This window comes from Halomonas sp. SS10-MC5, from assembly GCF_015992245.1.
GTDB lineage: Bacteria > Pseudomonadota > Gammaproteobacteria > Pseudomonadales > Halomonadaceae > Halomonas > Halomonas sulfidoxydans.
Window position 1 is genome coordinate 4,156,061 of the sequence record NZ_CP065435.1, and the last position, 26,483, is coordinate 4,182,543.

At 65.2% G+C, this 26,483-nt stretch carries 20 protein-coding genes, 2 tRNA genes and 2 rRNA genes; 15 read left to right on the forward strand and 9 right to left on the reverse strand.

Translation table 11 applies throughout. From position 1 onward, the window contains the following. Positions 1-96: 96 nt before the first annotated feature. The 5 genes from I4484_RS19450 to tyrS form a co-directional block, all read right to left on the reverse strand. A 23S ribosomal RNA gene (locus I4484_RS19450) occupies positions 97-3,077 on the reverse strand. Between the two features lie 214 nt (positions 3,078-3,291). Next, positions 3,292-3,367, reverse strand: a tRNA-Ala gene (locus I4484_RS19455). 109 nt (positions 3,368-3,476) lie between these two features. Further along, positions 3,477-3,553: transfer RNA gene (locus tag I4484_RS19460), tRNA-Ile, on the reverse strand. A 96-nt stretch (positions 3,554-3,649) separates the two neighbouring features. Next, a 16S ribosomal RNA gene (locus I4484_RS19465) occupies positions 3,650-5,189 on the reverse strand. The 16S and 23S rRNA genes sit together here with 2 tRNA genes alongside, the layout of an rRNA operon. A gap of 782 nt (positions 5,190-5,971) precedes the next feature. Next, positions 5,972-7,171, reverse strand: a complete 1,200-nt coding sequence (gene tyrS, locus I4484_RS19470; protein WP_197448811.1) for a tyrosine--tRNA ligase — start codon at positions 7,169-7,171, stop codon at positions 5,972-5,974. A gap of 117 nt (positions 7,172-7,288) precedes the next feature. On the opposite strand from tyrS, the gene I4484_RS19475 reads away from it, so the two are divergent. Next, positions 7,289-8,419, forward strand: coding sequence for an anhydro-N-acetylmuramic acid kinase (locus tag I4484_RS19475; protein WP_197448812.1), 1,131 nt, complete (start codon positions 7,289-7,291; stop codon positions 8,417-8,419). A 15-nt stretch (positions 8,420-8,434) separates the two neighbouring features. Here the strand turns inward: I4484_RS19475 and I4484_RS19480 are convergent, their stop codons facing one another. Then, a complete protein-coding gene (locus tag I4484_RS19480; RefSeq protein ID WP_197448813.1) occupies positions 8,435-9,577 on the reverse strand; it encodes a PilT/PilU family type 4a pilus ATPase in 1,143 nt (380 codons plus the stop codon). Positions 9,578-9,608: 31 nt separating this feature from the next. Then, positions 9,609-10,643, reverse strand: coding sequence for a type IV pilus twitching motility protein PilT (locus tag I4484_RS19485; protein ID WP_197448814.1), 1,035 nt, complete (start codon positions 10,641-10,643; stop codon positions 9,609-9,611). 78 nt (positions 10,644-10,721) lie between these two features. On the opposite strand from I4484_RS19485, the gene I4484_RS19490 reads away from it, so the two are divergent. From I4484_RS19490 to I4484_RS19520, 7 genes are read left to right on the forward strand one after another with little or no spacing between them, the layout of a single operon-like run. Beyond that, positions 10,722-11,432, forward strand: a complete 711-nt coding sequence (locus I4484_RS19490) for a YggS family pyridoxal phosphate-dependent enzyme (RefSeq protein ID WP_197448815.1) — start codon at positions 10,722-10,724, stop codon at positions 11,430-11,432. A gap of 59 nt (positions 11,433-11,491) precedes the next feature. Further along, positions 11,492-12,316 (forward strand): pyrroline-5-carboxylate reductase, encoded by an 825-nt coding sequence (gene proC / locus I4484_RS19495; RefSeq protein WP_197448816.1) that lies wholly within the window; start codon positions 11,492-11,494, stop codon positions 12,314-12,316. A gap of 58 nt (positions 12,317-12,374) precedes the next feature. Next, complete coding sequence (locus tag I4484_RS19500; protein WP_197448817.1) at positions 12,375-12,965, forward strand: YggT family protein; 591 nt, start codon at positions 12,375-12,377, stop codon at positions 12,963-12,965. A gap of 46 nt (positions 12,966-13,011) precedes the next feature. Then, positions 13,012-14,169 carry a homoserine O-acetyltransferase gene (locus I4484_RS19505; protein ID WP_197451124.1) on the forward strand — a complete coding sequence of 386 codons (1,158 nt, stop codon included), beginning with the start codon at positions 13,012-13,014 and terminating at the stop codon, positions 14,167-14,169. Next, positions 14,169-14,771 carry a methionine biosynthesis protein MetW gene (gene metW / locus I4484_RS19510; RefSeq protein ID WP_197451125.1) on the forward strand — a complete coding sequence of 201 codons (603 nt, stop codon included), beginning with the start codon at positions 14,169-14,171 and terminating at the stop codon, positions 14,769-14,771. Before I4484_RS19505 ends, metW begins: the two co-directional genes overlap by 1 nt. Before the next feature lie 42 nt (positions 14,772-14,813). Then, on the forward strand, positions 14,814-15,275 hold the full coding sequence (locus tag I4484_RS19515) for a DUF4426 domain-containing protein (protein WP_197448818.1): 462 nt from the start codon (positions 14,814-14,816) through the stop codon (positions 15,273-15,275). Positions 15,276-15,283: 8 nt separating this feature from the next. Next, positions 15,284-15,601: a Rieske 2Fe-2S domain-containing protein gene (locus I4484_RS19520; protein ID WP_197448819.1), complete on the forward strand. Its 318-nt coding sequence runs from the start codon at positions 15,284-15,286 to the stop codon at positions 15,599-15,601. Here I4484_RS19520 and sfsA read toward each other — a convergent pair. Beyond that, positions 15,560-16,318: a DNA/RNA nuclease SfsA gene (sfsA, locus tag I4484_RS19525; RefSeq protein ID WP_197448820.1), complete on the reverse strand. Its 759-nt coding sequence runs from the start codon at positions 16,316-16,318 to the stop codon at positions 15,560-15,562. The genes I4484_RS19520 and sfsA overlap by 42 nt on opposite strands. Positions 16,319-16,326: 8 nt before the next feature. Next, entirely contained in the window at positions 16,327-17,487 is a 1,161-nt protein-coding gene (locus I4484_RS19530; protein WP_197448821.1) for a pyridoxal phosphate-dependent aminotransferase, read from the reverse strand. A gap of 228 nt (positions 17,488-17,715) precedes the next feature. Between I4484_RS19530 and dksA the strand changes: the two genes are divergently transcribed. From dksA to folK, 7 genes are all read left to right on the forward strand, one after another. After that, positions 17,716-18,153, forward strand: a complete 438-nt coding sequence (gene dksA, locus I4484_RS19535; RefSeq protein ID WP_111415238.1) for an RNA polymerase-binding protein DksA — start codon at positions 17,716-17,718, stop codon at positions 18,151-18,153. An 87-nt stretch (positions 18,154-18,240) separates the two neighbouring features. Next, positions 18,241-19,119 carry a tRNA glutamyl-Q(34) synthetase GluQRS gene (gluQRS, locus tag I4484_RS19540; RefSeq protein ID WP_197448822.1) on the forward strand — a complete coding sequence of 293 codons (879 nt, stop codon included), beginning with the start codon at positions 18,241-18,243 and terminating at the stop codon, positions 19,117-19,119. A gap of 9 nt (positions 19,120-19,128) precedes the next feature. Further along, positions 19,129-19,305: a hypothetical protein gene (locus I4484_RS19545; protein WP_197448823.1), complete on the forward strand. Its 177-nt coding sequence runs from the start codon at positions 19,129-19,131 to the stop codon at positions 19,303-19,305. Beyond that, positions 19,295-22,252: an ATP-binding protein gene (locus I4484_RS19550; RefSeq protein WP_197448824.1), complete on the forward strand. Its 2,958-nt coding sequence runs from the start codon at positions 19,295-19,297 to the stop codon at positions 22,250-22,252. Before I4484_RS19545 ends, I4484_RS19550 begins: the two co-directional genes overlap by 11 nt. Continuing rightward, a complete protein-coding gene (locus I4484_RS19555; protein WP_197448825.1) occupies positions 22,230-23,624 on the forward strand; it encodes a sigma-54 dependent transcriptional regulator in 1,395 nt (464 codons plus the stop codon). Before I4484_RS19550 ends, I4484_RS19555 begins: the two co-directional genes overlap by 23 nt. A gap of 863 nt (positions 23,625-24,487) precedes the next feature. Then, positions 24,488-25,888: a polynucleotide adenylyltransferase PcnB gene (gene pcnB, locus I4484_RS19560; protein ID WP_197448826.1), complete on the forward strand. Its 1,401-nt coding sequence runs from the start codon at positions 24,488-24,490 to the stop codon at positions 25,886-25,888. Then, positions 25,885-26,388, forward strand: coding sequence for a 2-amino-4-hydroxy-6-hydroxymethyldihydropteridine diphosphokinase (gene folK / locus I4484_RS19565; protein WP_197448827.1), 504 nt, complete (start codon positions 25,885-25,887; stop codon positions 26,386-26,388). The genes pcnB and folK overlap by 4 nt, the downstream gene beginning before the upstream one ends. Positions 26,389-26,483 lie beyond the last annotated feature (95 nt).

Sequence of the window (26,483 nt, forward strand, 5' to 3'; positions counted from 1 at the left end):
ACGGTTGGAATCATGCTGCGTGATCGTCTCGCCCGCGCCTACAGGCGCGGTGCGTATCCGTCAATCGTGCGCGATGCGCAGACCCCTTGGGGTTATATGGTCAAGCCTCACGGGCCATTAGTATCGGTTAGCTCAACGCCTTGCAGCGCTTCCACACCCGACCTATCAACCAGCTGGTCTCGCTGGGCCCTTCAGGAGGCTCGAGGCCTCGGGGATGTCTCATCTTGAAGGGGGCTTCCCGCTTAGATGCCTTCAGCGGTTATCCCGTCCGCACGTAGCTACCCGGCAATGCCACTGGCGTGACAACCGGAACACCAGAGGTGCGTCCACTCCGGTCCTCTCGTACTAGGAGCAGCTCTTCTCAAACATCCAACGCCCACGGCAGATAGGGACCGAACTGTCTCACGACGTTCTAAACCCAGCTCGCGTACCACTTTAAATGGCGAACAGCCATACCCTTGGGACCGACTTCAGCCCCAGGATGTGATGAGCCGACATCGAGGTGCCAAACACCGCCGTCGATGTGAACTCTTGGGCGGTATCAGCCTGTTATCCCCGGAGTACCTTTTATCCGTTGAGCGATGGCCCTTCCATACAGAACCACCGGATCACTAGAACCTACTTTCGTACCTGCTCGACGTGTCTGTCTCGCAGTCAAGCACCCTTATGCTCTTGCACTCAATGCACGATTTCCGACCGTGCTGAGGGTACCTTCGTGCTCCTCCGTTACGCTTTGGGAGGAGACCGCCCCAGTCAAACTACCCACCACACACTGTCCTCGATCCGGATCACGGACCTGAGTTAGAACGCCAATGATGCCAGGCTGGTATTTCAAGGTTGGCTCCACCCGAACTGGCGTCCGGGGTTCCTAGCCTCCCAGCTATCCTACACAAGCAACATCAGCGTCCAGTGTGAAGCTATAGTAAAGGTTCACGGGGTCTTTCCGTCTAGCCGCGGGTACACAGCATCTTCACTGCGATTTCAATTTCACTGAGTCTCGGGTGGAGACAGCGTGGCCATCATTACGCCATTCGTGCAGGTCGGAACTTACCCGACAAGGAATTTCGCTACCTTAGGACCGTTATAGTTACGGCCGCCGTTTACCGGGGCTTCGATCAGGAGCTTCGCCCGAGGGCTAACACCATCACTTAACCTTCCGGCACCGGGCAGGCGTCACACCCTATACGTCCGCTTGCGCGTTTGCAGAGTGCTGTGTTTTTAATAAACAGTTGCAGCCACCTGGTATCTTCGACCGCCTCGTGCTCCAGCCGCGAGGGCCTTCACACTAACGCGGCGTGCCTTCTCCCGAAGTTACGGCACCATTTTGCCTAGTTCCTTCACCCGAGTTCTCTCAAGCGCCTGGGTATTCTCTACCTGACCACCTGTGTCGGTTTGGGGTACGGTCCCACTGTATCTGAAGCTTAGAGGCTTTTCCTGGAAGCGTGGCATCGATGACTTCCACCCCGTGGGGTGTTCGTCTCGCCTCTCGGCCTTGGGATCCCGGATTTGCCTAAGATCCCAGCCTACTGGCTTTCACCAGGACAACCAACGCCTGGCCCACCTAGCCTTCTTCGTCCCCCCATCGCAATACAGTGAGGTACGGGAATATTGACCCGTTTCCCATCGACTACGCCTTTCGGCCTCGCCTTAGGGGCCGACTCACTCTGCTCCGATTAGCGTCGAACAGAAACCCTTGGTCTTCCGGCGGGGGAGTTTTTCACTCCCCTTGTCGTTACTCATGTCAGCATTCGCACTCGTGATACCTCCAGCAGACTTCTCAATCCACCTTCATCGGCTTACACGACGCTCCTCTACCGCGAGCATGCATCCTTGATACCACTCTTCCCCTCCCGACTCGACGTTCGGGACGGCTTGGACGTCGCTTCGCGACGCCAATCGAATAGCATCAAGTGATGCATGCTCACCCGTAGCTTCGGTACCTGGTTTAGCCCCGTTACATCTTCCGCGCAGGCCGACTCGACTAGTGAGCTATTACGCTTTCTTTAAAGGATGGCTGCTTCTAAGCCAACCTCCTAGCTGTCTGAGCCTTCCCACATCGTTTCCCACTTAACCAGGATTTCGGGACCTTAGCTGACGGTCTGGGTTGTTTCCCTTTTCACGACGGACGTTAGCACCCGCCGTGTGTCTCCCACGCTTGCACTCACCGGTATTCGGAGTTTGCCTCGGGTTGGTAAGCCGGGATGGCCCCCTAGCCGAAACAGTGCTCTACCCCCGGTGGTGATACGTGAGGCGCTACCTAAATAGCTTTCGAGGAGAACCAGCTATCTCCGAGCTTGATTAGCCTTTCACTCCGATCCACAAGTCATCCAAATCTTTTTCAACAGATCCTGGTTCGGTCCTCCAGTTGATGTTACTCAACCTTCAACCTGCTCATGGATAGATCGCCCGGTTTCGGGTCTATTCCCAGCGACTGGTCGCCCAGTTAAGACTCGGTTTCCCTACGCCTCCCCTATTCGGTTAAGCTCGCCACTGAAAATAAGTCGCTGACCCATTATACAAAAGGTACGCGGTCACCCCACGAAGGGGCTCCCACTGCTTGTACGCATACGGTTTCAGGATCTATTTCACTCCCCTCTCCGGGGTTCTTTTCGCCTTTCCCTCACGGTACTGGTTCACTATCGGTCAGCCAGGAGTATTTAGCCTTGGAGGATGGTCCCCCCGTCTTCAGTCAAGGTTTCACGTGCCCCGACCTACTCGATTTCACGACACTCAGGTTTCGGCTACGGGACTATCACCCCCTATGGTCGAGCTTCCCAGCTCGTTCGCCTACCAGTCGTGCCGCTTAAGGGCTACTCCCCGTTCGCTCGCCGCTACTGGGGGAATCTCGGTTGATTTCTTTTCCTCGGGGTACTTAGATGTTTCAGTTCCCCCGGTTCGCCTCCCAACACCTATGGATTCAGTGTGGGATACCCAGCTGGTGCTGGGTGGGTTTCCCCATTCGGAAATGCCCGGGTCACAGGTTGTTTGCCACCTCACCGAGCCTTATCGCAGGCTACCACGTCCTTCATCGCCTCTGGCTGCCAAGGCATCCACCGTATGCGCTTAATCGCTTGACCATATAACCCGAAGGGGTCTGGTCTGCGATCACGTACGACAATTGCCGGATACGCTTGAAACGTATCACTTTTGCTTTCTCCTTGCGGAGAAAACGTGTCAGCATGATTCACATTGTTAAAGAGCAGACTGTCAATCGACAGTCATAAACCCGACATCGCAAGGTGCGACGATGGCTTATGACTGCAGATCCGATCAGGGTAGACTGCGGGGAAGTGGTGGAGCCAAGCGGGATCGAACCGCTGACCTCCTGCGTGCAAGGCAGGCGCTCTCCCAGCTGAGCTATGGCCCCACTGATCACCGCATTGCAACTGGCGATGAATTTCGTCGGAGACAAGGCGCTTTGGGCCGACGCATAGCTCGCTATGCGAGGTTCAAAGCAACGCCGTATCCGGCGAAATTGGTGGGTCTGGGCAGATTTGAACTGCCGACCTCACCCTTATCAGGGGTGCGCTCTAACCAACTGAGCTACAGACCCGGCTTACAACCACTGGGTCGTCGACCCAAACAGTCTTTGCTCTGGCCGATCAGGTAATTCATTGTGGGCACTTGCCGCGAGGCGTGATACGTCGTTTAAGGAGGTGATCCAGCCGCAGGTTCCCCTACGGCTACCTTGTTACGACTTCACCCCAGTCATGAACCACACCGTGGTGATCGCCCTCCCGAAGGTTAGGCTAACCACTTCTGGTGCAGTCCACTCCCATGGTGTGACGGGCGGTGTGTACAAGGCCCGGGAACGTATTCACCGTGACATTCTGATTCACGATTACTAGCGATTCCGACTTCACGGAGTCGAGTTGCAGACTCCGATCCGGACTGAGATCAGCTTTCTGGGATTGGCTCACTCTCGCAAGTTCGCAACCCTTTGTACTGACCATTGTAGCACGTGTGTAGCCCTACCCGTAAGGGCCATGATGACTTGACGTCGTCCCCACCTTCCTCCGGTTTGTCACCGGCAGTCTCCCTAGAGTTCCCGACCGAATCGCTGGCAAATAGGGACAAGGGTTGCGCTCGTTACGGGACTTAACCCAACATTTCACAACACGAGCTGACGACAGCCATGCAGCACCTGTCTCTGCGTTCCCGAAGGCACCCCTTCGTCTCCGAAGGGTTCGCAGGATGTCAAGGGTAGGTAAGGTTCTTCGCGTTGCATCGAATTAAACCACATGCTCCACCGCTTGTGCGGGCCCCCGTCAATTCATTTGAGTTTTAACCTTGCGGCCGTACTCCCCAGGCGGTCGACTTATCGCGTTAACTGCGCCACAAAGTCCGCGAAGGACCCAACGGCTAGTCGACATCGTTTACGGCGTGGACTACCAGGGTATCTAATCCTGTTTGCTACCCACGCTTTCGCACCTCAGCGTCAGTGTCAGTCCAGAAGGCCGCCTTCGCCACTGGTATTCCTCCCGATCTCTACGCATTTCACCGCTACACCGGGAATTCTACCTTCCTCTCCTGCACTCTAGCCTGACAGTTCCGGATGCCGTTCCCAGGTTGAGCCCGGGGCTTTCACAACCGGCTTATCAAGCCGCCTACGCGCGCTTTACGCCCAGTAATTCCGATTAACGCTCGCACCCTCCGTATTACCGCGGCTGCTGGCACGGAGTTAGCCGGTGCTTCTTCTGTGGGTGATGTCTTTCCTTCCGGGTATTAGCCGGAAGGCGTTCTTCCCCACTGAAAGTGCTTTACAACCCGAGGGCCTTCTTCACACACGCGGCATGGCTGGATCAGGCTTGCGCCCATTGTCCAATATTCCCCACTGCTGCCTCCCGTAGGAGTTCGGGCCGTGTCTCAGTCCCGATGTGGCTGATCATCCTCTCAGACCAGCTACGGATCGTCGCCTTGGTGAGCCGTTACCTCACCAACCAGCTAATCCGACATAGGCTCATCCGATAGCGCAAGGCCCGAAGGTCCCCTGCTTTCTCCCGTAGGACGTATGCGGTATTAGCCTGGGTTTCCCCAGGTTATCCCCCACTACCGGGCAGATTCCTATGCATTACTCACCCGTCCGCCGCTCGCCACCAGGGAGCAAGCTCCCCGTGCTGCCGCTCGACTTGCATGTGTTAGGCCTGCCGCCAGCGTTCAATCTGAGCCATGATCAAACTCTTCAGTTTCAAATCATTGCGGTTCTTGCTCGTCCCTTCCCGAAGAAACGGACGAAAGCGAACCAAACTCGGCTCAAGGTCAAAGCTTCTCAAAAGACCCGAAGGTCTCGACGAGTCGCTTGCCTTGAAATGGTGTGACTTCTCACCACCTCATCGACAAGCGCCCACATGAATTACCTGATCGATTGTTAAAGAGCAGCTCGCTTGCTGTCGTGGCCGTCGATCCCGTGACCGAGGGGCCTCGCCAGCGCCCTGCGAGGAAGGCGTATTCTACTGAAGCGTCGGAGTTTGTCAACTCTCTTCGAGGCCGTCACCGAGGTGATCCTGACCGCGAAGACCCGCCTGAGCCGGCGACCGCAAGCCCGCTTGCGGACTTGCCTTCGAGTGGGGTGCATTCTACCGAATCCACCGCGGGCGTCAAGCGCGAATCTTGCGAAACGAGTCGAAAAATTCAAAGCATGACAACCACTTACCACTCCTCCCACCGCTGGCCACGTTGCCCGTCGCCGGCAGCGGATGCGTACTTTACGGTTTTCCCTGCGTCCCTGCAAGAGCCGTTTGTAAAAAAATTTCACGACGATGACGGAGCGATGGCGCCACCTGGGCGAGCGGACTATCCACAGCCGCTCGGCGGCGAGGGGTTGTGGATGGCTTTGCGTGCCACAGCCGCTCGGCGGCGAGGGGTTGTGGATGGCTTTGCGTGAGGGGCGGAGACGACGACGCCCGCACGGGGCGGGCGTCGGTAGAGCCACTGACTTGGCATCAGTTGGCCGGAGGAGCGGTGAAATAGCTCAGCGTAGCGTCACCCGGGCGTAGCGCTTCTTGCCGGCCTGGATCACGTAGCTCTTGCCGGTGTCGAGCATGGCATCCTTGGCGACGACCTCCCCGTCGACCTTGACCCGGCCGTTACCCAGCATGTCCTTGGCCTGGGCACTGTTGCTGGCCAGCCCCGAGCGGTTGAGTACCGCGGCGATCGGCGCCTGGGCGCTGCCCTCGAAGTCGACCTCCACCTCGGGCAGGTCTTCGGGTAGCTCGCCTTCGGCCAGGCGGTTGCCGGCCGACCTGTGGGCATTGGCCGCGGCCTCTTCGTCGTGGTAGCGGCCGATCAGCTCGCGCGCGAGGATCATCTTGATGTCGCGCGGGTTGGCACCGGCCTCGACATCGCGCTTGAGCGTCTCGATCTCTTCGTTCGACTTCAGCGACAGCAGCTCGAAGTAGCGCCACATCAGGCTGTCGGGCATCGACACGAGCTTGTTGAACATCGAACCCGGTGCTTCGTCGACGCCGACGTAGTTGCCCAGCGACTTGGACATCTTCTGCACGCCGTCGAGCCCCTCGAGCAGCGGCATGGTGATGACCACCTGTGGCTCCATGCCGAAGTGCTTCTGGATCTCGCGCCCCATCAGCAGGTTGAACTTCTGGTCGGTGCCGCCCATCTCGACGTCGGCTTCGAGCGCCACGGAGTCGTAGCCCTGCACCAGCGGGTAGAGGAACTCGTGGATGGAGATCGGCTGACCCGACTTGTAGCGCTTGTCGAAGTCGTCGCGCTCGAGCATGCGCGCCACGGTGCTCTGGGCGGCCAGCTCGATCATCTTGGCCGCGGTGAGCTCGCTGAACCACTCGGAGTTGAAGCGCACCTCGGTTTTGTCGGGATCGAGGATCTTGAACACCTGCTCCTTGTAGGTCTGGGCGTTGATCCGAACCTCTTCCTCGGTAAGCGGCTTGCGGGTGACGTTCTTGCCGGTGGGGTCACCGATGCGCCCGGTGAAGTCGCCGATCAGGAAGATGATCTGGTGGCCCAGGTCCTGGAACTGGCGCATCTTGGTCAACAGCACGCTGTGGCCGAGATGCAGGTCGGGAGCCGTCGGATCGAAACCGGCCTTGATGCGCAGCTTGCGGCCGGACTCGAGCTTCTTGACCAGCTCTTCCTCCAGCAGTATCTCCTGGGTGCCTCGCTTCAGCAGCGCCAGCGCGCTTGCAACGTCGGTCATCGTCTCCCACTCCACGAATTGCGTTGATCCACCCTACGGCAGGGTCCACCGAATGGGGCACGATGGTAGCATGACTTGATGCCTCGCGGTCCCCCCAGCCTTCAGGGAGAAGTAGAGATGGCACTATTCGTGGGCTTGATGTCCGGCACCAGCCTGGACGGCATCGATGCTGCCCTGGTCGAGATCGACTCGGCGGGCCACCCCCGGCTCCTCGGCACTCACGCCGAACCGATGCCCGACACGCTTCGCGAGCGCCTGCTGCTGCTGTGCCAGGCCGACCGGGTCGCCTTCACCGATCTTGCGGCCGCCGAGGTTGCCTTCTGCCGGCTGCAGGCCGATGCCGTGCGGCAGCTGCTCGCCAGGCAGGCCATCGACGCGCCCCGCATCACCGCCATCGGCAGCCACGGCCAGACCATCGAGCACGCCCCCTGGGGGCACGCCGAGGGGCCCGCCTATACCTTGCAGCTCGACAACCCGAGCCTGCTCGCCGAGCTGACCGGCTGCACGGTTGTGGCCGACTTCCGCCGTCGCGACCTGGCGGCCGGCGGCCAGGCCGCCCCCTTGGCGCCGGCATTCCACGAGGCACTGTTCCGGCATCCGCAGCAGTGGCAGCTGGTGCTCAACCTGGGCGGCTTCGCCAACCTGACGTTGCTGCCGCCGAACGGAAGCGGCGCCGACATTCTCGGCTTCGACACCGGCCCGGCCAACGCCCTGCTCGATGCCTGGCATGCGCGGCACCGTGGCGGCCGCTTCGATGCCGATGGCGCCTGGGCGGCATCGGGCCGAGTGGACGAAACGCTGCTGGAGCGCCTGCTCGCCGAACCTTTCTTTCATCATCCGCCGCCGCGCAGCACCGGGCGCGAGGTGTTCCATCTCGACTGGCTGGGCCAGCACCTGACCGGACGGGAACGTGCCGAGGACGTCCAGGCCACGCTGGCGGAGTTGACTGCCACCAGCGTGGCCCTGGGCATCGAGATGGCACGTGAGCGGGTCGGTGCGCCGGTCGCCACGGCGCTGATCCCCTGCGGCGGGGGCGCTCACAACCGTGACCTGCTCTACCGCCTCGCCCAGCGCCTGCCCGAGACCGCCCTGGTGCCCAGCAGCGACTGGGGCTGGCCGGCCGACTGGCTGGAAGCCGGGGCCTTCGCCTGGCTCGCCTGGCGGCGCCTGGAGCACCTGCCCGGCAACCTGCCCAGCGTCACCGGCGCCGCTGGCCCTCGCGTCCTCGGCGGCGTCTACGCGCCTTGAAGCAGGAGGCCAAGGCTAGAAGTCATCATCGTCGCGCAGCGAAAACCGCTGCGCGCCGTCCTGCGCCTTGGCCAGCACGTCGCTCTTCTCGTCGCCGTACTTGATCATCATGCGCAGCTCGTTGGCCGAGTCGGCGTGCACCATGGCCACTTCCTCGCTGATCTTGCCGGCCTTGTAGAGCTCGAACAGCGCCTGGTCGAAGGTCTGCATGCCCTGGTCGCGCGAACGTGCCATGACGTTCTTGATCTCGCCCACGTCGCCCTTGCGAATCAGGTCGGCGATCAGCGGCGTGCGCAGCAGAATCTCGATAGCCGGGGCGCGCCCGCCATCGCGGGTGGGCAGCAGCTGCTGCGCGACGATGGCATGCAGGTTGAGCGACAGGTCGAGCCAGATCTGCTCGTGGCGTTCGTGGGGGAAGAAGTGAATGATGCGATCGAGCGCCTGGTTGGCGTTGTTGGCGTGCAGGGTGGCCAGGCACAGGTGGCCCGTCTCGGCGAAGGTCAGGGCGTGCTCCATGGTTTCGCGGGTGCGCACCTCGCCGATCAGCACCACGTCCGGTGCCTGGCGCAAGGTGTTCTTCAACGCCACCTCGAAGGACTCGGTATCGATGCCCACCTCGCGCTGGTTGATGATCGCCTTCTTGTGCGGGTGCACGTACTCGATGGGGTCCTCGACGCTGATGATGTGACCGCCGACGGTCTCGTTGCGCTGCTGGATCATCGACGCCAGGGTGGTCGACTTGCCGGTACCGGTGCCGCCCACCACGAACACCAGCCCACGCTTGAGATTGGCCAGCTCGCCCAGCTGCGGCGGCAGCGAGAGCTCTTCGAGATGGGGGATCTCGTAGGCGATGCGACGGATGACCATGGCCCACTGGTTGCGCTGCTGGAAGGCGCTGACACGAAAGCGCCCCCGCCCGCTGAGGCTGAGCGCGAAGTTGGCTTCGCGCTCCTGCGCAAAGCGCTCCCTGAGCCCTTCAGGCACCGCGGTGTTGACCAGCTCGCGCACCTGTTCCACCGAGAGCCGCTGGTCGCCCAGCGCGGTGAGCTTGCCGGCGGTCTTGATGGTGGGCGGCGCCTGCACCGAGATCAGCAGGTCCGAGGCCTCCTGGCGGGCCATGATGTCGAGCAGCTGCTCCAACCATTCCTGTGCTTTCATCTCCCTGCTCCCATGTCGGATAGCTTGGCGCTCAGCCAGTCAGCACGCTCTTGGCACGCGCCTGCGCCTCGTCGCGATTGATGACGTTTTCGGCCACCAGCTTGGCCAGGGCGGCGTCGAGGGTCTGCATCCCCAGGTTGCCGCCGGTCTGGATGGCCGAGTAGATCTGCGCCACCTTGTCCTCGCGGATCAGGTTGCGCACCGCCGCGTTGGCGACGAGGATTTCGTGGGCCGCCACCCGCCCCCCGCTGCGGCGCTTGAGCAGGGTCTGGGAGATCACCGCCTGCAGCGACTCCGACAGCATCGAGCGCACCATGGCCTTCTCCTCGCCGGGGAAGACGTCGATGATCCGGTCGATGGTCTTGGCCGCCGAGGTGGTATGCAGGGTACCGAACACCAGGTGGCCGGTCTCGGCGGCGGTGAGCGCCAGGCGGATGGTCTCGAGGTCGCGCAGCTCGCCGACCAGGATCACGTCGGGGTCTTCGCGCAGTGCGCTGCGCAGCGCCTGGGCGAAGCCGTGCGTGTCACGGTGCACCTCGCGCTGGTTGATCAGGCAGCGCTTGCTGCGGTGGACGAATTCCACCGGGTCCTCGATGGTGAGGATATGGTCGTAGCGGTGATCGTTGATATAGTCGATCATCGCGGCCAGGGTCGTGCTCTTGCCCGACCCGGTGGGGCCGGTGACCAGCACCAGCCCGCGCGGCAGCAGCGCCAGGCGGCGGAAGACCTCGCCCAGACCCAGGTCCTCCATGCTCAGCACCTCGCTGGGAATGGTGCGAAACACCGCACCGGCACCGCGGGCCTGGTTGAAGGCGTTGACGCGGAAGCGAGCCACCCCGGGGACCTCGAAGGAGAAGTCGGTCTCGAAGAACTCTTCGTAGTCACGGCGCTGGCGGTCGCCCATGATGTCGTAGATCAGCTTGCGGACTTCGCGGTCTTCCATGGCCGGCACGTTGAGGCGACGAATGTCGCCATCGACCCGAATCATCGGCGGCAGACCGGCCGACAGATGCAGGTCGGAGGCGTTCTGCTTTGCCGAGAACGCCAGCAGTTCGGTAATATCCATGCGTTTCCCCAGCTCCCCGGTTAAGGTTCCTGCGAGTATGACAGACCTTGTGGACATGATGGACTTCATGTGGATGAGATGACGGATAGCATGCTTTGCGAGTCGCTGGCCAGTGCCCGCCGGCGTCTGACCGAGGCCCTGGTGTCGGCCGGACGCCCGACCGACGCAGCCAGGCTGCTGGCAGTCAGCAAGACCAAGCCGGCCGGCATGATCCGCGAGGCCTGGTCACTGGGCCAGCGGGAGTTCGGTGAGAACTACGTGCAGGAGGCGCTGGAGAAGCAGGCCAAGCTGGCCGACCTGGGCGATATCGTCTGGCATTTCATCGGCCCGCTGCAGGCCAACAAGACGCGTGCCGTGGCCGAGCACTTCGACTGGGTCCACAGCCTCGACCGCGAGAAGGTCGCTCGACGGCTGAACGACCAGCGCCCCGAGGAGTTGGGGCCGCTCCAGGTGTGCCTGCAGGTCAACGTCAGCGGCGAGGCCAGCAAGTCGGGGGTCGCTCCCGGCGAGCTGGAGGCACTGGCGGAAGCGGTGCTCTCGATGCCGCGCCTGCGCCTGCGCGGACTGATGGCCATTCCGGCCCCGGCCCGGGACATCGCGAGCCAGCGCGAGCCCCTGGCGCGTTTGCGTCAGGCCCTGGAAGCGCTGCGCCGACGCTTCCCCGAGGCACCGCTGGATACCCTGTCGATGGGCATGAGCGACGACCTGGAAGCCGCCGTGCTCGAGGGGGCCACCCTGGTACGGCTGGGCACGGCCATCTTCGGTACACGAGACACCTCGCGTCGCTAGGCGGCGTATCCGCATCGGCCGCGAGCCGATCGCGCAATGACACAGAAGGACAAGATGCAATGGCCAGCAGAGTCACTTTCATCGGCGCCGGCAACATGGCCGGCGCCATCATCGGCGGGATGATCGACAATGGCCATCCGGCCGCCGCCATCACCGCCACCTCGCCGAGCGATGAGATCCTGGCGCCGCTGCGCGAACGTTTCGGCATCCGTACCGAGACCGACAACGCCGCGGCGGTACGCGATGCCGACATCGTGGTGCTGGCGGTCAAGCCGCAGATCATGCGCGATGTCTGCGAGGGGCTACGCGAGACCTTGCAGCGCCAGCGCCCGCTGGTCATCTCGGTAGCCGCCGGTCTCACGGCCGAATCGCTGCAGGCCTGGATGGGCGGCGGCCTGCCGCTGGTGCGCTGCATGCCCAACACGCCCTCGCTGGTCGGTGCCGGCGCCGCTGGCCTGTTCGCCACGCCCGAGGTCGGCGCCGAGCAGCGCGACCAGGCGACCACCCTGCTCGAGGCCGTGGGCCTGGCCGAATGGGTGGAGAAGGAGGAGCAGCTGGACGCGGTGACCGCGGTATCGGGCAGCGCCCCGGCCTATTTCTTCCTGATGTTCGAGGCCATGGAAGAGGCCGGCGTCAAGCTCGGCCTGCCGGCCGAGACGGCGCGCCGCCTGGCGATACAGACCGCCCTGGGTGCCGCACGCATGGCGCAGGGCAGCGAGTTCACCCCGGACCGCCTCAAGCGCAACGTGATGTCACCCGGCGGCACCACGGAGCGGGCCATCGAGCACCTCGAGCAGGCCGGCCTGCGCCGGATCATGGCCGAGGCCATGGAGGCCTGCGCCGCCCGCGCCCGCGAGATGGCCGAGGAACTCGGCAAGCGCTAGCCTTTCTGGCCGCTCGCGGTTACGCGGGCGGCCGTCTCGACGATAGGGAGGAGCCCATATGGGCCAACTGGGAAATGCCGGCCTGCTGCTGGTCAACACCCTGATCAACATCTACCTGTTCCTGATGATGCTGCGTTTCCTGCTGCAGGCGTCCCAGGCCGACTACTACAACCCCATCAGCCAGTCGGTGGTCAAGATCACCCAGCCGGTGGTGCGGCCCTTCCAGGGCTTCCTCGGCCCGGTGTTGGGGCGCTTCGACATGGCGACCCTGGCCGCCGCCTTCGTGCTCAAGGCGGTCAGCATCGTGGCGATCCTGCAGATTGCCGGTTTCGGCATGCCGCCGCTCACCCAGGTCGCGATCGGCGCCGTGGCGGCGATCGCCAATGCCATCCTCAAGATTTACTTCTTCGCCCTGATCGTGATGATCATCCTGAGCTGGGTCGCCCCCAACGCCAGCCACCCCGGGGCGCTGCTGGTCATGCAGCTGGTGGAGCCGATCATGGCGCCGGTGCGCCGGGTCATCCCGCCGCTGGGCATGATCGACCTGTCGCCGATCGTGGTCTTCATCGCCATCAGCCTCATCGATGGTATCGTGGTCGGCGCACTGACCCGTGCCGCCGGCATCGCCGGCGCCCTGGTGGGCCTGTGACCCCATCGCCGTGAAGAGGGCCCAACGACAGGACATGGAACGACACATGCCCGAGTTTCCCGACGACTCGGTCGGCCTGGTGACGCCGCAGACGGCGCACTTCGACGACCCCCTGGCGCTGGCCTGCGGCAGGACGCTGCCGGCCTATGATCTGGTCTACGAGACCTACGGCACGCTCAATGCCGCACGTTCCAATGCGGTGCTGATCTGCCATGCCCTCTCGGGACATCACCATGCCGCCGGCTACCACGGCACCGACGAACGCAAACCGGGGTGGTGGGATGCCCATATCGGACCGGGCAAGTCGATCGATACCAATCGTTTCTTCGTGGTCTCGCTGAACAACCTCGGCGGCTGCCACGGCAGCACCGGCCCGATCAGCCTGAATCCCACCACGGGGCGCCAATGGGGCCCCGACTTCCCCATGGTCACGGTGAGCGACTGGGTGCACAGCCAGGCGCGCCTAGCCGACCGCCTGGGCATCGAGCGCTTCGCCGCGGTGATCGGCGGCAGCCTCGGCGGCATGCAGGCGCTGCAGTGGAGCCTGACCTACCCCGAGCGGGTGGCCAACGCCGTGATCATCGCCGCCACGCCCAAGCTCTCGGCCCAGAACATCGCCTTCAACGAGGTGGCGCGCCAGGCGATCCGCTCCGATCCGGATTTCCACGACGGCTGGTACGCCGAGCACGCCACGGCGCCGCGACGCGGCCTCAAACTGGCGCGCATGGTGGGGCACATCACCTACCTGTCCGAAGACGCCATGGGCAGCAAGTTCGGCCGCGACCTGCGCAGCGAGGACCTGAACTTCGGCTATGACGTCGAGTTCCAGGTCGAGTCCTACCTGCGCTACCAGGGCGACACCTTCTCCACCGCCTTCGACGCCAACACCTACCTGCTGATGACCAAGGCGCTGGACTACTTCGATCCGGCGGCCGAGCACGGCGGCGTGCTCGCCGACGCCGTCGCGCCCAGCCGGTGCCCCTTCCTGGTGGTGAGCTTCACCAGCGACTGGCGCTTCCCGCCATCGCGCTCGCGCGAGCTGGCCAATGCCCTGACCCGCGCCGGCAAGCCGGTGAGCTACGTCAACATCGACTCGCCCCACGGCCACGACGCCTTCCTGCTACCGGAGCCGCGCTACCAGGCGGTCTTCGCCGCCTTCATGTGCCGTGTTGCCGGCGAACTGGGCCTGGAGGAGACCGCATGATGCGCGCCGACCTGGAGCTGATCCATCGCTGGGTACCCGAGGGCGCCCACATTCTCGACCTGGCCTGCGGCGATGGCACCTTGCTCGAAGCCTTGGCGCGGGACAAGCGGGTGACGGGCTACGGCCTGGAGATCGACCCCGAGGGCATCACGGCGTGTATCGCCAAGGGCGTGAGCGTACTCGAACAGAACCTCGACGAGGGCCTGGTCAACTTCGAGGACGACACCTACGACCTGGTGGTCATGACCCAGGCGCTGCAGGCACTGCGCCGGCCCGACCGCATGCTCGACGAGATGCTGCGCGTCGCCCGCGAGTGCATCATCACCTTCCCCAACTTCGCCTACTGGCGGCACCGGGTGCACCTCGGCATACGCGGCTACATGCCGGTCTCCAAGTCGCTGCCGCATGCCTGGTACGATACCCCCAACATTCATCTGTCGACCTTCAACGATTTCGAGCACCTGTGTCGTGAGAAGGGGCTGCGCATCACCGACCGGGCCGTCGGCATCGGCGATCACGAGGGACACTGGGCCACGCGCCTGTGGCCCAACCTGTTCGGCGAGATCGCCATCTTCCGCGTCGAACGCCAGAACCGCCGATAACCGTCGGCGGCGTCGATCGACAGCGCATCCAAGGAGAGCGCCATGCTGAAACGCATCGTGTCGTCCCCCCGTTCGCTGGCCGCCGCCCTGCTGCTGGGGCTGTGGCCGCTCGCAGGCCAGGCCCAGCAGTTCGAGCAGGTCGGCGACTACCAGATTCATTACAGCGCCGTGAGCACCAGCTTTCTGCCGGCGTCGGTGGCCGAGGCCCACGGCATCCAGCGCAGCCCGGCCATGGCGCTGCTCAACGTCAGCGTGCTCGAGGAGGTCGATGGCGAGCTGCGCCCGGTCAATGCCTCGGCCAGCGGCAGCGTGGGCGAGGTGCAGGGCAGCGAGCGGTCGCCGCTCAGCTTTCGCACTCTGCGCAGCGGCGATACGCAGTCGCAGGTCGCGGTGTTCCGCATCCGCGACGACGAGCCGATGCTCTTTACCCTCGAGGTGCGCTACGACCGTAACCGGGAGCCTGCCGAAGTGAGCTTCATCCAGCGCTTCCACATCGAGCGCTGAGTCGCCGCATGGGGCACCTGGGCCAGCTCGAGGCCGCGCCCTCGCGGGGCGTGGTACTGCCCGACGGCAGGAGCGCCTTCCTCGTGCGCGTGCACGGCCGTGTCAGCGCCTTCATCAACCGCTGCCCGCACCAGCGCGTGCCGCTGAATCGACCGGAGGGGAGTTTTCTCGAGGCGGGCGGCGAGCTGATCCAGTGCGGCATGCATGGCGCGCTGTTCCTGCCGGAGAGCGGCGAGTGCGTGTTCGGCCCCTGCCAGGGCCGCTTCCTGGAGCCGGTGGCGATCTCAATCGATGCCGAGGGCAACATTCACCTGGCGGGTGAGTGACACCGGAAGCGGGGCACCCAGGGTGATCGACACGGGCCGGCCATGGCGCCAGCCGATCTCGCAACCATGAGCCACGACCTCTACCCCACGCTCGACTGCCGCTTTCAGCGTGGCCGCATAGGCGGGGTCGAGGTGCACCGCCGGCGCCACGTCGCGGATGCCGGTATGCGCGACGCAGAACAGCAGCACCGCGCGCCGGCCCTGTTCGGCCAGGGCCGCCAGCGCCAGCAGGTGCTTGCGCCCGCGCTCGCTCACCGCATCCGGGAAGTAGCCGTGACCGTCGAGTTCCTTGAGTGTCACCTGCTTGACCTCGACGTAAGCCGTGCCGCGCCCGGCATCGTCGAGGCGAAAATCGAGCCGCGCCCCCTCGACCCCGGCCTCGCGCTTGAGGGTGGCGTAGCCGGCCAGCGGCACCACCCGCCCCGCCCGCAGCGCCTCCTCGACGATGCGGTTGGCGCGCCCGGTATGCACCGAGGCCAGCGCCACGCTGCCGTCGGGCTGGGTCAGCTCGATCAACTCCCAGGTCCAGGCCAGCTTGCGCGCCGGGTTGTCACTGGGCGCCAGCCATACGCGGCAGCCCGGCACGTTGACCGCCCGCATCGAACCGGTATTGGGGCAGTGCGCCACCACCTCGCGGCCGTCCTCGAGGCGCACGTCGGCGAGGAAGCGCTTGTAGCGGCGCAGCAGCACGCCGGGGACCAGAACGGGGTAATCCACGACGCCCCCTATTGCCGCGCCAGGAAGCGCTCGAGTCGGCTCACCGCCTCCTCCAGGCGGGCGATGCCGGTGGTGAAGGCGATGCGCACGTGGTGCTCGCCGCCACTGACGGCGAAGTCGACCCCGGGGGTGATGGCGACGTTCTCCTCCTCCAGCAGGCGCTGGCAGAAGGCCTGGCTGTCCCCCCCGTAGCGCGAGATATCGAGCCATAGGTAGAAGGCCCCCTGGGGCGGCAGCGAAGGCGCCAGGCCCAGCCGGGCGAGGCCTGCCAGCAGCGCGTCGCGGCGCCGGCCGAGTTCGCGACGGCGGCTCTCGAGGATGTCGCGGCACTCGGGGGTGAAGGCCGCCAGTGCCGCGTGCTGGGCCGGAGTGGGGGCGGCGAGGAAGACGTTCTGTGCCAGCCGGGTCAGCGGCTCCACGGCCTCCTGCGGTGCCAGCAGCCAGCCCAGGCGCCAGCCGGTCATGCCGAAATACTTGGAGAAGCTGTTGACCACGAAGACATCGGGGCTGAGCGACGCCACCGAGAGCGGCTCGAGGTCGTAGCTGAGGCCCTGGTAGATCTCGTCCACCAGCAGATGGCCACGGCGTGCCGCCACGGTCTCGGCTACCGCCTGCAGCTGTGCCGCATCGAGCATATGCCCGGTAGGGTTGGATGGCGTGGCGAGCATCGCCAGCCGGGTCGCATCTTGCCAGTGCCGTGCAATCAGCTCGGCATCGAGCTGCCAGCCGCTCTCCAGGCCCACGGGAACGGTGTCCACCTCGGCGCCGGCCAGGGCCATGAAGTGGCGGTTGCAGGGGTAGTTGGGATCGGCCATCAGCACCCGGTCGCCGGGCCCGACCAGCAGCTGGCTGGCCAGCAGCAGCGCCCCGGAGGCCCCGGGCGTGACCAGGATCCGTCGGGGATCGATGTCTGCATCGAAGTGCTCGCCGTAGTGCCCGGCGATCGCTTCGCGCAGCGCCGGCAGTCCCGTCGCCGGGCTGTAACGGGTGTGCCCTGCCGATAGCGCCGCCTGCCCGGCCGCCACCACCGGCGCGGGGGTGGCGAAATCGGGTTCGCCCACCTCCAGATGGATGACGTCATGGCCTGCGGCCTCGCGCGCCTGGGCGGCTTCCAGCAGGCTCATCACACGGAAGGGCGCGACGCGTTCAACGCGCGGATTCCACGACATCTAAGGCTCCTGAATAGTGATTGAACGACCGCCGGTGGGCACTTTTTCCGTTCCGACGGTCAAAAAACCATACCATCGATTCAGGTCGCTGGGAGGCCTCGGCCGATTTCGCCGGGTATTGCAAAACGCGGCGAATTCCGATAAACAAGCATGCCTTTGGCGTGAGATACCTTGCACCATGTTGCGGCGGGTATTGATCAGCAGTCACTCAAGTAATGAGGCAATCCCATGCCAGTAGCAGACAAGAAAGCGGAAGCGCCCAAAAAATTCACCCCGTACGAGGCGGCACCGGGTGAAGAGTACATGAACGAGCAGCAGCTTGAGCACTTCCGACAGATCCTGCTGGGCTGGAAACAGGAACTCATGGAAGAGGTCGATCGCACGGTGCGCCATCTGCAGGAGGAGGCGAACAACTACGCCGACCCGGCGGACCGCGCCACCCAGGAAGAGGGCTTCAGCCTGGAGCTGCGCACCCGCGATCGCGAACGCAAGTTGCTCAAGAAGATCAACGAGACGCTCGAAAAGATCGATGAGGACGACTACGGCTTCTGCGAGGCCTGCGGCGTCGAGATCGGCATTCGTCGCCTGGAGGCACGCCCCACCGCGACCCTGTGCGTCGACTGCAAGACCCTGGCCGAGCTCAAGGAAAAACAGCTCGGCGGCTGATGCCGGCGTGATGCGCCTCGCAGTTCACCGCAACGGGCACCGCTGGGTGCCCGTTTGCGTGCCAGCCACCGCCCTCAGGAGCCCGCCATGACCGGCTACCGCGGGCGCTTCGCCCCCACCCCCTCCGGCGCCCTGCACTTCGGCTCGCTGATCGCCGCCCTGGCCAGCTTTCTCGATGCCCGCCGCGCCGGCGGCGAGTGGCTACTGCGCATCGAGGATATCGACCCGCCACGCTGCCCGGCGGGAGCGGCGGATACCATCCTGCGTCAGCTCGAGGCCTTCGGTCTGAACTGGGACGGCCCGGTGCTGTGGCAGCACGACCGCGATCCGGCCTACGCCGACGCCCTCGAGCGTCTGAAGGCCCGCGGGCTGGCCTATGCCTGCAGCTGCTCACGCAAGCAGTGGCGTGACCACCCCATCTATCCCGGCTGGTGCCGTGACGGGGTGCGCGAGCCGGGCAAGCCGGTGGCCTGGCGCCTGCGCAGCGACCTCGGCCTGCGCCCGGTGACCTGGCAGGACCGGCTGTTCGGCGAGCAGCGCTTCGACCCGGCCGCGCTCGGCGATGTGGTGCTCCAGCGCAAGGACGGCCTCTGGGCCTATCAGCTCGCCGTGGTGGTGGACGACGCCGACCAGGGCATCAGCGACGTGGTGCGTGGCTACGACCTGCTCGACAACACGCCCTGGCAGCGCCAGCTGCAGCACGCCCTGGGGTTGCCCGAGCCGCGCTATCTGCACTTGCCCTTGATCGTCAACCGCGAAGGCCAGAAGCTGTCCAAGCAGAACCTGGCGCCCGCGCTGCCGCTCGAGGACAGCGAAGTGCGCCCGCTGCTGCACCGCGCCCTCACGGCGCTCGACCAGGCCCCACCTGCCGAGCTGAACACGGCGGCGGCGCACGAACAGTTGGACTGGGCGATCACTCGCTGGGAGCCGAACCGCATCCACCCCGAGGCCCAGCGCAGGGAGTAAGGAGCGCTCATGTACGTCTACCGCATCATGCTGTTCCTGGTCTTCGGCGGCTACCTGCTGTCGCCGCTGCTGATGAGCGGCTGGTCGAGCCCCGGCGTCGCCTGGTACCGCCCCTTCGCCATCTGGGGCGTGCTGATCGCCTTGACGCTGTGGCTGGAGCAGAAGAGGAAGCTCGATGAGCGCTAGCCTGGCCAGCGTCTTGTTCCTGGGCATCGGCTACCTGCTGCTGATGTTCCTCTGTGCCCTGGCGGTGGAGCGCGGCTGGCTCAGCCGCAGGGTGACCCGTCATCCCGCCGTCTATACCCTGGCGCTCGGCGTCTACGCCAGTGCCTGGGCGGTCTATGGCAGCCTGGAGCTGGCGGCCAGCTCGGGTTATGGCTATCTGGCCTACTACCTGGGCGCGGCGGGCGCCTTCCTGCTGGCGCCGGTGCTGCTGGTGCCGATCCAGCGCATGGCGCGGACCCACCAGCTCGCCTCGCTGGCCGACCTGTTCGCCTTCCGCTTCCGCTCGCGCTGGGTCGGCACCCTGATCACGGTGGTCAGCCTGCTGGCGGTACTCCCGCTGCTGGCGCTGCAGGTCCAGACCCTGGGCGACGCCATCCAGCGGATGACCGGCGCCGCCTCGCCGGCCCTGCTTGCCCTGGCCCTGTGCGCACTGATCGCGCTGTTCGCGATGATCTTCGGCACACGACACGGCAACGGAGCGGCCCGCCACGACACCCTGCTCGCCGTGATCGCGCTCACCTCGGTGGTCAAGCTCGTCGCCATGCTGGCCCTGGGCGCCTTTGCCCTGCTGGTGGTCTTCGACGGCCCCGCCGGCCTGCAGACCTGGCTGGATGGGCCCGGACAGGCCTTCCAGGCCAGCGTGGTGCAGCCGGACGCCGCCCACTGGCGCACGCTGCTGCTGCTGTTCTTCGCCACGGCGCTGCTGATGCCCCATATCTTCCACATCACCTTCGCCGAGACCCTGTCACGTCATACCCTGCTGCAGGCAAGCTGGTCGCTGCCGCTGTTCCTGCTGCTGATGGCGATCCCAGTGCCGCTGGTGCTGTGGGCCGGGCAGCGGCTGGGCAGCCATGAAGCGATGAGCGCCGCCTACCTGGCGTTCGGCCTGTCCGACGCGCTCTGGGTCCAGGCGCTGGCCTTCCTCGCCGGCCTCGCCGCCACCAGCGGCACCCTGGTGATCATCGCCATGGCGCTGTCGGGCATGATCCTCAACCACGTGCTGCTGGTCGCCCACCCGCCCGAGGCCCAGCCCAACCTCTACCGCTGGCTGCGCTGGCTGCGTCGAGGGCTGATGGCCGGGGTCATTCTCAGCGGCTGGCTGTTCTATCGCATGGTAGGGGTCCACCACGACCTGACCACCCTGGGGCTTGCGGCCTTCGTCGGCATGGCCCAGTGCCTGCCCGGGCTGCTGGCGCTGCTCTACTGGCCGGGCGCCAACCGCAAGGGCATGGTCTCGGGCCTGATCGTCGGCGTGCTGGTCTGGCTCGCCGGGCTGTGGCTGCCGCTGCTCACGGGCCTGCCCACCCTGCTGCTGATTCCGCCGGGCCTGGAGCTGCTCATCGGCGAGCCCGAGTGGTACGTGGTTACCCTGGTCTCGCTGGCGCTCAACATCCTCGTCTTCATCGTCGTCTCGCTGGCCACGCCCACCTCCGAGGGTGAACGCGCCGCCGCCGAGGCGTGTTCGGTGGATGCCGTGATCCGCCCCAAGCGGCTGCCGCTGATCGCCACCACCGGCGAGGAGTTCAAGCAGCCGCTGGCCCAGGCGCTGGGCGAGGACGTCGCCCAGCGCGAAGTGGAGCGCGCCCTCACCGACCTCGGCATGTCGCCGCTCGACGGCCGCCCCTATGCCCTGCGCCGGCTGCGCGACCGTATTCAGGCCAACCTCTCGGGGTTGATGGGCCCCTCGGTGGCGCAGGACATCGTCGACCGCTACCTGCCCTACCGACGCAGCAGCCAGGAGCCTACCGACGACATCCACTTCGTCGAGAGCCGGCTCGAGGCCTACCGCTCCCGGCTCACCGGCCTGGCACGCGAGCTCGACGGTCTGCGCCGCTACCACCGCCGCATCCTCGCCCGGCTGCCGGTGGGGCTGTGCGCCTTCGGTGTCGATGACGAGTTGCTGATGTGGAACGATGCCTTGGCGGAGCTGTCCGGCATCGACGGCGCAAGCGTGGTGGGGGCGCGACGCGACGGCCTGCCGCCCCCCTGGGGAGAGCTGCTCGGCCGCGCCCTGGGCGAACCCCACGATCATCTCTACAAGCAGCCGGTCGAACTCAAGGACGGAACGCGCTACCTGACGCTGCATCGCGCCGAGCTGCAGGCCGACGACGACGTGCGCGGCGGCACCGTGATCCTGATCGAGGACCATAGCGAGATGAAGTGGCTCGAGGACGAACTGGTGCATGCCGCACGACTGGCCTCGATCGGCCAGCTGGCGGCCGGCGTGGCCCACGAGATCGGCAACCCGGTGACCGGCATCTCGTCCCTGGCGCAGAACCTGCGCTACGACACCGACGACCCCGAGGTGCTGGAAACCGCGCGCCAGATCCAGCAGCTCACCGATCGCATCTCGCGCATCGTCGGTTCGCTGGTCGGCTTCGCCCACGGCGGGCGCCACGTCAAGGGCACCAGCCTGGCCCCGGTCTCCATCGCCGCGATCACCGACGAGGCCCTGCACTTGATCCAGCTGGCACGCTCGGGAGAGGATGTTCGTTACCGCAATCTCTGTCCTGCCGAACTCAGGGTGCTCGGCGACGCCCAGCGGCTGCAGCAGGTCATGATCAACCTGCTGAGCAACGCGCGTGACGCCAGCGAGCCGGAAGGCGAGGTGGTGGTCGATGCCGAGCCGGAAGGCGGCATGCTGAAGGTCACCGTCACCGACGAGGGGCATGGGCTCGACGACCGGGTGCGCGAGCACCTCTTCGAGCCCTTCACCACCACCAAGCCGCCGGGCGAAGGCACGGGGCTCGGCCTGCCGCTGGTCTACAGCATCGTGGCCGAGCATCATGGCAGGATCGAGATCGAGTCACCGCCCCCAGGGCAGGAGCGTGGCACCCGCATCTGCCTGTGGCTGCCCACCGAACGAGAGGATGGTGAAGATACCGATGAGCCGGATTCTGATCGTTGAAGACGAAGCCATCATCCGCACCGCACTGCGCCGGCTGCTGGAGCGCCACGGCTATGAAGTCAGCGAGGCCGGCTGCGTGGACGAGGCGCTGGCCCTGGAGCCGCGCGGCTTCGACCTGGTGATCAGCGACCTGCGCCTGCCCGGCGAGCCCGGCACCGACCTGATCGAGCAGGCCGCGCCGGTGCCGGTGCTGATCATGACCAGCTACGCCAGCATGCGCTCGGCGGTGGAGTCGCTCAAGCAGGGGGCGGTGGACTACGTGGCCAAGCCCTTCGACCATGACGAACTGCTGGAGACCGTGGCCCGCGTGCTGCACCAGCAGTCGGCGCACCGCGCCCCGCCACCCGATGTCACCGATGCCGGCGGCTCGCGTCAGCAGATGATCGGCGAATGCCCGGCGATGCAGGCGGTCTATACGCGCATCCGCAAGACGGCGCCGGCCGACGTCACCGTGCTGATCCAGGGTGAATCGGGCACCGGCAAGGAGCTGGTGGCACGCGCCATCCACCAGCAGAGCCAGCGCATCCATGCGCCGCTCATCTGCGTCAACTGCGCCGCCATCCCCGAGACTTTGATCGAGTCGGAGCTGTTCGGCCACGAGAAGGGCGCCTTCACCGGTGCCAGCGCCGCCCGCACCGGCCTGGTGGAAGCCGCCGACGGCGGCACCCTATTCCTCGACGAGATCGGCGAACTGCCGCTGGACGCCCAGGCGCGCCTGCTACGCGTGCTGCAGGAGGGCGAGATTCGCCGCATCGGCTCGGTCGAGACCCGCCATGTCGACGTGCGCCTGATCGCCGCCACCCACCGCGACCTTCGCGCTCTGTCCAAGACCGGCGAATTTCGTCTCGACCTCTACTACCGGCTCAACGTGATGCAGATCGACCTGCCGCCGCTGCGCGAGCGCGAGGACGACATCCTGCTGATCGCCGAGGTGCTGCTGGAGAAGGCGTGTCGGCGCCACCGGCGTGACGGGTTGCGCCTGTCCCGCGCGGCGCGCCGCGAAATTCGCGACTACCCCTGGCCCGGCAACGTGCGGGAATTGGAGAACGCACTCGAGCGGGGCGTCATCCTCGCCGAAGGCCACCTGATCCATCCCGACGACCTGGGGCTGAACCCGAGCCCGGTCACGCAGCTGCGCAGCGTCATCGAGCCCAGGCCGATGCCCGCCGACCAGGCGAGGGACGAGGAGGGTGACGACGAGGAGGATCTCTCGCTCGAGGACTACTTCCAGCACTTCGTGCTGGAGCATCAGGACCACATGAGCGAAACGGAGCTCGCCCAGAAACTGGGAATCAGCCGCAAGTGCCTGTGGGAACGCCGTCAGCGTCTGGGCATCCCGCGCAAGAAACAGGCCCGACGCAGCAACGCCTGACGCCCCCCTCCGCTCTCTTCGACTAATGTCCAAGCGCCTCGGCCGGCACGCCGCAGGCGCTTTTTCATGTCCGATCGGACTCGCCTGCACCAGGTGTTACCTTCCCACCCAGAGTGTGCCCCGACATGGCGCAACAGCGGTAACACATCTACCGCGCCGGACGGAGACTCGCCAAGGGTCGATTCATAATCGCTTGTTTTGTGTGGACTAAAAACCACCTTGGCATGTGCCGTGCAACATTCAGGGCAAGAAAAACAACATCCGGCTGCCACCCGAGCCAACAACAATAACAGGGCATCTGGGAAGGCAGGGCCTGCGCCAACAACAACAATGGCAGGCTGTGAAGAGGATGCGGCCAGGGGCAACAACAACAAGATGCCCCGGAGAGAGCCGCCCTTCGCTCTATTCGTTCAGTTCAACAACAACAAGACCCGAGCGAAGCACCGGATCCATCAGGACGCGACGCGCCAACCCCGGCCCACAACAAGAACAATGGCCGCAAAAGCGCACCTTCGGCAATAACGCCAACAAGCCGAAGGCAGGCATACCTCCTGTGCCGTCGTGGTTGGATTATTGTTTTGAATACGAGGCGGTCGCAACCAGGAACGTCAACAATCACAACAACACTGTTTGCCTGTGACTCTTGGTGACTGTGGTGCGTATTCAAGGCGATGCGCCATCACGAAGAAGAAACAGCCGCAAGGACGCAGCACCGTTTAGCTTGTCAGAGGAGGCCCAACGGCCTCCTCTTTTGCTTTGCGCTCTCCTGCGAGCCCTTGCGGTGAATGCCTCCGCCGCTTTGCAAGGTGTCGGCGGTCGGCTACACTCTACAGCTTTCGCACACTGCGAGTCGAAATCGCCGCATGTTCAAAGGATTTACCCGCTTTCTGCAGAGCCCTGGCACACACTTCAGGACCCTCTTCGGCCCCCAGGACGCTTCCGGGGGGCAGGCAGGCCCTCGAATCGTTCCCCGCGACCAGCATCCCATCTCGCGCCAGCACTTCAGCGAGGCGGCGTTGAAGGTGCTCTACCGCCTGCACAACGCCGGGTTCGAGGCCTATCTGGTCGGCGGCTGCATCCGCGACTCGCTGCTCGGCAAGATGCCCAAGGACTTCGACGTCGCCACCGATGCCACGCCGGAACAGGTGCGCGAGCTGTTTCGCAACTCGCGCATCATCGGCCGGCGTTTCCGCATCGTGCACGTGCGCTTTGGCCGCGAGGTGATCGAGGTCACCACCTTCCGCGGCACCCACGGCGACGACCATGGCGACCACATCGCCCAGCAGTCGGAGCATGGTCTGCTGCTGCGCGACAACGTCTGGGGCAACATTCAGGAAGATGCCATACGCCGCGACTTCACCGTCAACGCGATCTACTACAGCATCGCGGACTTCTCCATCCACGATTTTGCCGACGGCATGCGCGACATCGAGTCGCGCACCCTGCGACTGATCGGCGACCCGGCAGTGCGCTATCGCGAGGATCCGGTGCGGATGCTGCGCGCGGTGCGCTTCGCGGCCAAGCTCGATTTTCATCTCGCGCCGGATTCTGAAGCCCCTATCGCCGAGCTCGCGCCGCTGCTGCTGCAGATCCCGCCCGCCCGACTGTTCGACGAAGTGCTCAAGCTGTTCATGGCCGGCCACGGCGTGGAAACCTTCCAGCTGCTGCGCCACTACGGCCTGTTCGCCATGCTCTTCCCCGAGACCGACGAGGCCATGGCCGAGCTGCCGTGGGCGGAGCCGCTGATCGAGCAGGCCCTGGCCAGCACCGACAGGCGAATCCACGAGGAGAAACCGGTGACCCCGGCGTTTCTCTTCGCGGCCCTGCTGTGGGGCCCCGTACAGCGTCGCCAGAACGCGCTGGAAGCCGAGGGCATGCCGCCCATTCCCGCGCTGCAGCTCGCCTCCCAGCAGGTCCTGTCGCGCCAGTTGAGGCACATCTCGGTACCCAAGCGCTTCAGCCTGCCGATGCGCGACATCTGGGACCTCCAGCAGCGCCTGCCCCAGCGACGCGGCAAGCGCGCCCTGCAGACCCGCGAGCATCCGCGCTTCCGTGCCGCCTACGACTTCCTGCTGCTGCGAGAAGCGGCCGGCGAGATCGAGCCCGGTCTCGGCGAGTGGTGGACGGCCTACCAGGAGGGCGACGAGCACGAGCAGCGCCGCCTGCTGGAAAAAGCCGGTGCCAACGCCGGCCCCGGTAGCGACGGCCCCCGCCGCCGGCGCCCACGCAAACGTCGCCGGCGCAGCTCACCCGGCAGCTCATGACGCCCCACACCGAGGTGTACGTCGGGCTGGGCAGCAACCTCGACGACCCCATCGATCAGGTCCGCCGCGCGCTCGACGAGCTCGACTCCCTGCCGCTGACTCGGCGTGTGGCGGCATCACGGCTTTACGCCAGCCGCCCGGTCGGCCCTCAGGACCAGCCGGATTTCGTCAACGCCGTCGCTCACCTGCACACGCGACTCTCGCCTCTCGCCCTGCTCGACCAGCTGCAGGCGCTGGAGCAGCGCCACCGCCGCATCCGCGAGCGCCGCTGGGGGCCCCGCACCCTCGACCTCGACCTGCTACTGTACGGAGACGAGACCCTGGCGCTGCCGCGGTTGCAAGTGCCGCATCGTGAAATGACCTCCCGTGCCTTCGTCCTGCTGCCGCTCCTGGAGCTGGCGCCGCACCTGCAGCTTCCGGACGGGCATCGCATTGCGGCGCTGGCGGAAACGCTTGCCACGGCTGGCGAAGTCGAAGTGTTACCTGACAACGCGAACTGAGGCGTCAGGTGTTACCGGTCGACACGACCGCCGCATTCTGGTAACAATCAGGCGCAGCCTTGGCACACCGCTCCCAGCCAGGCGCCCCGAAACAT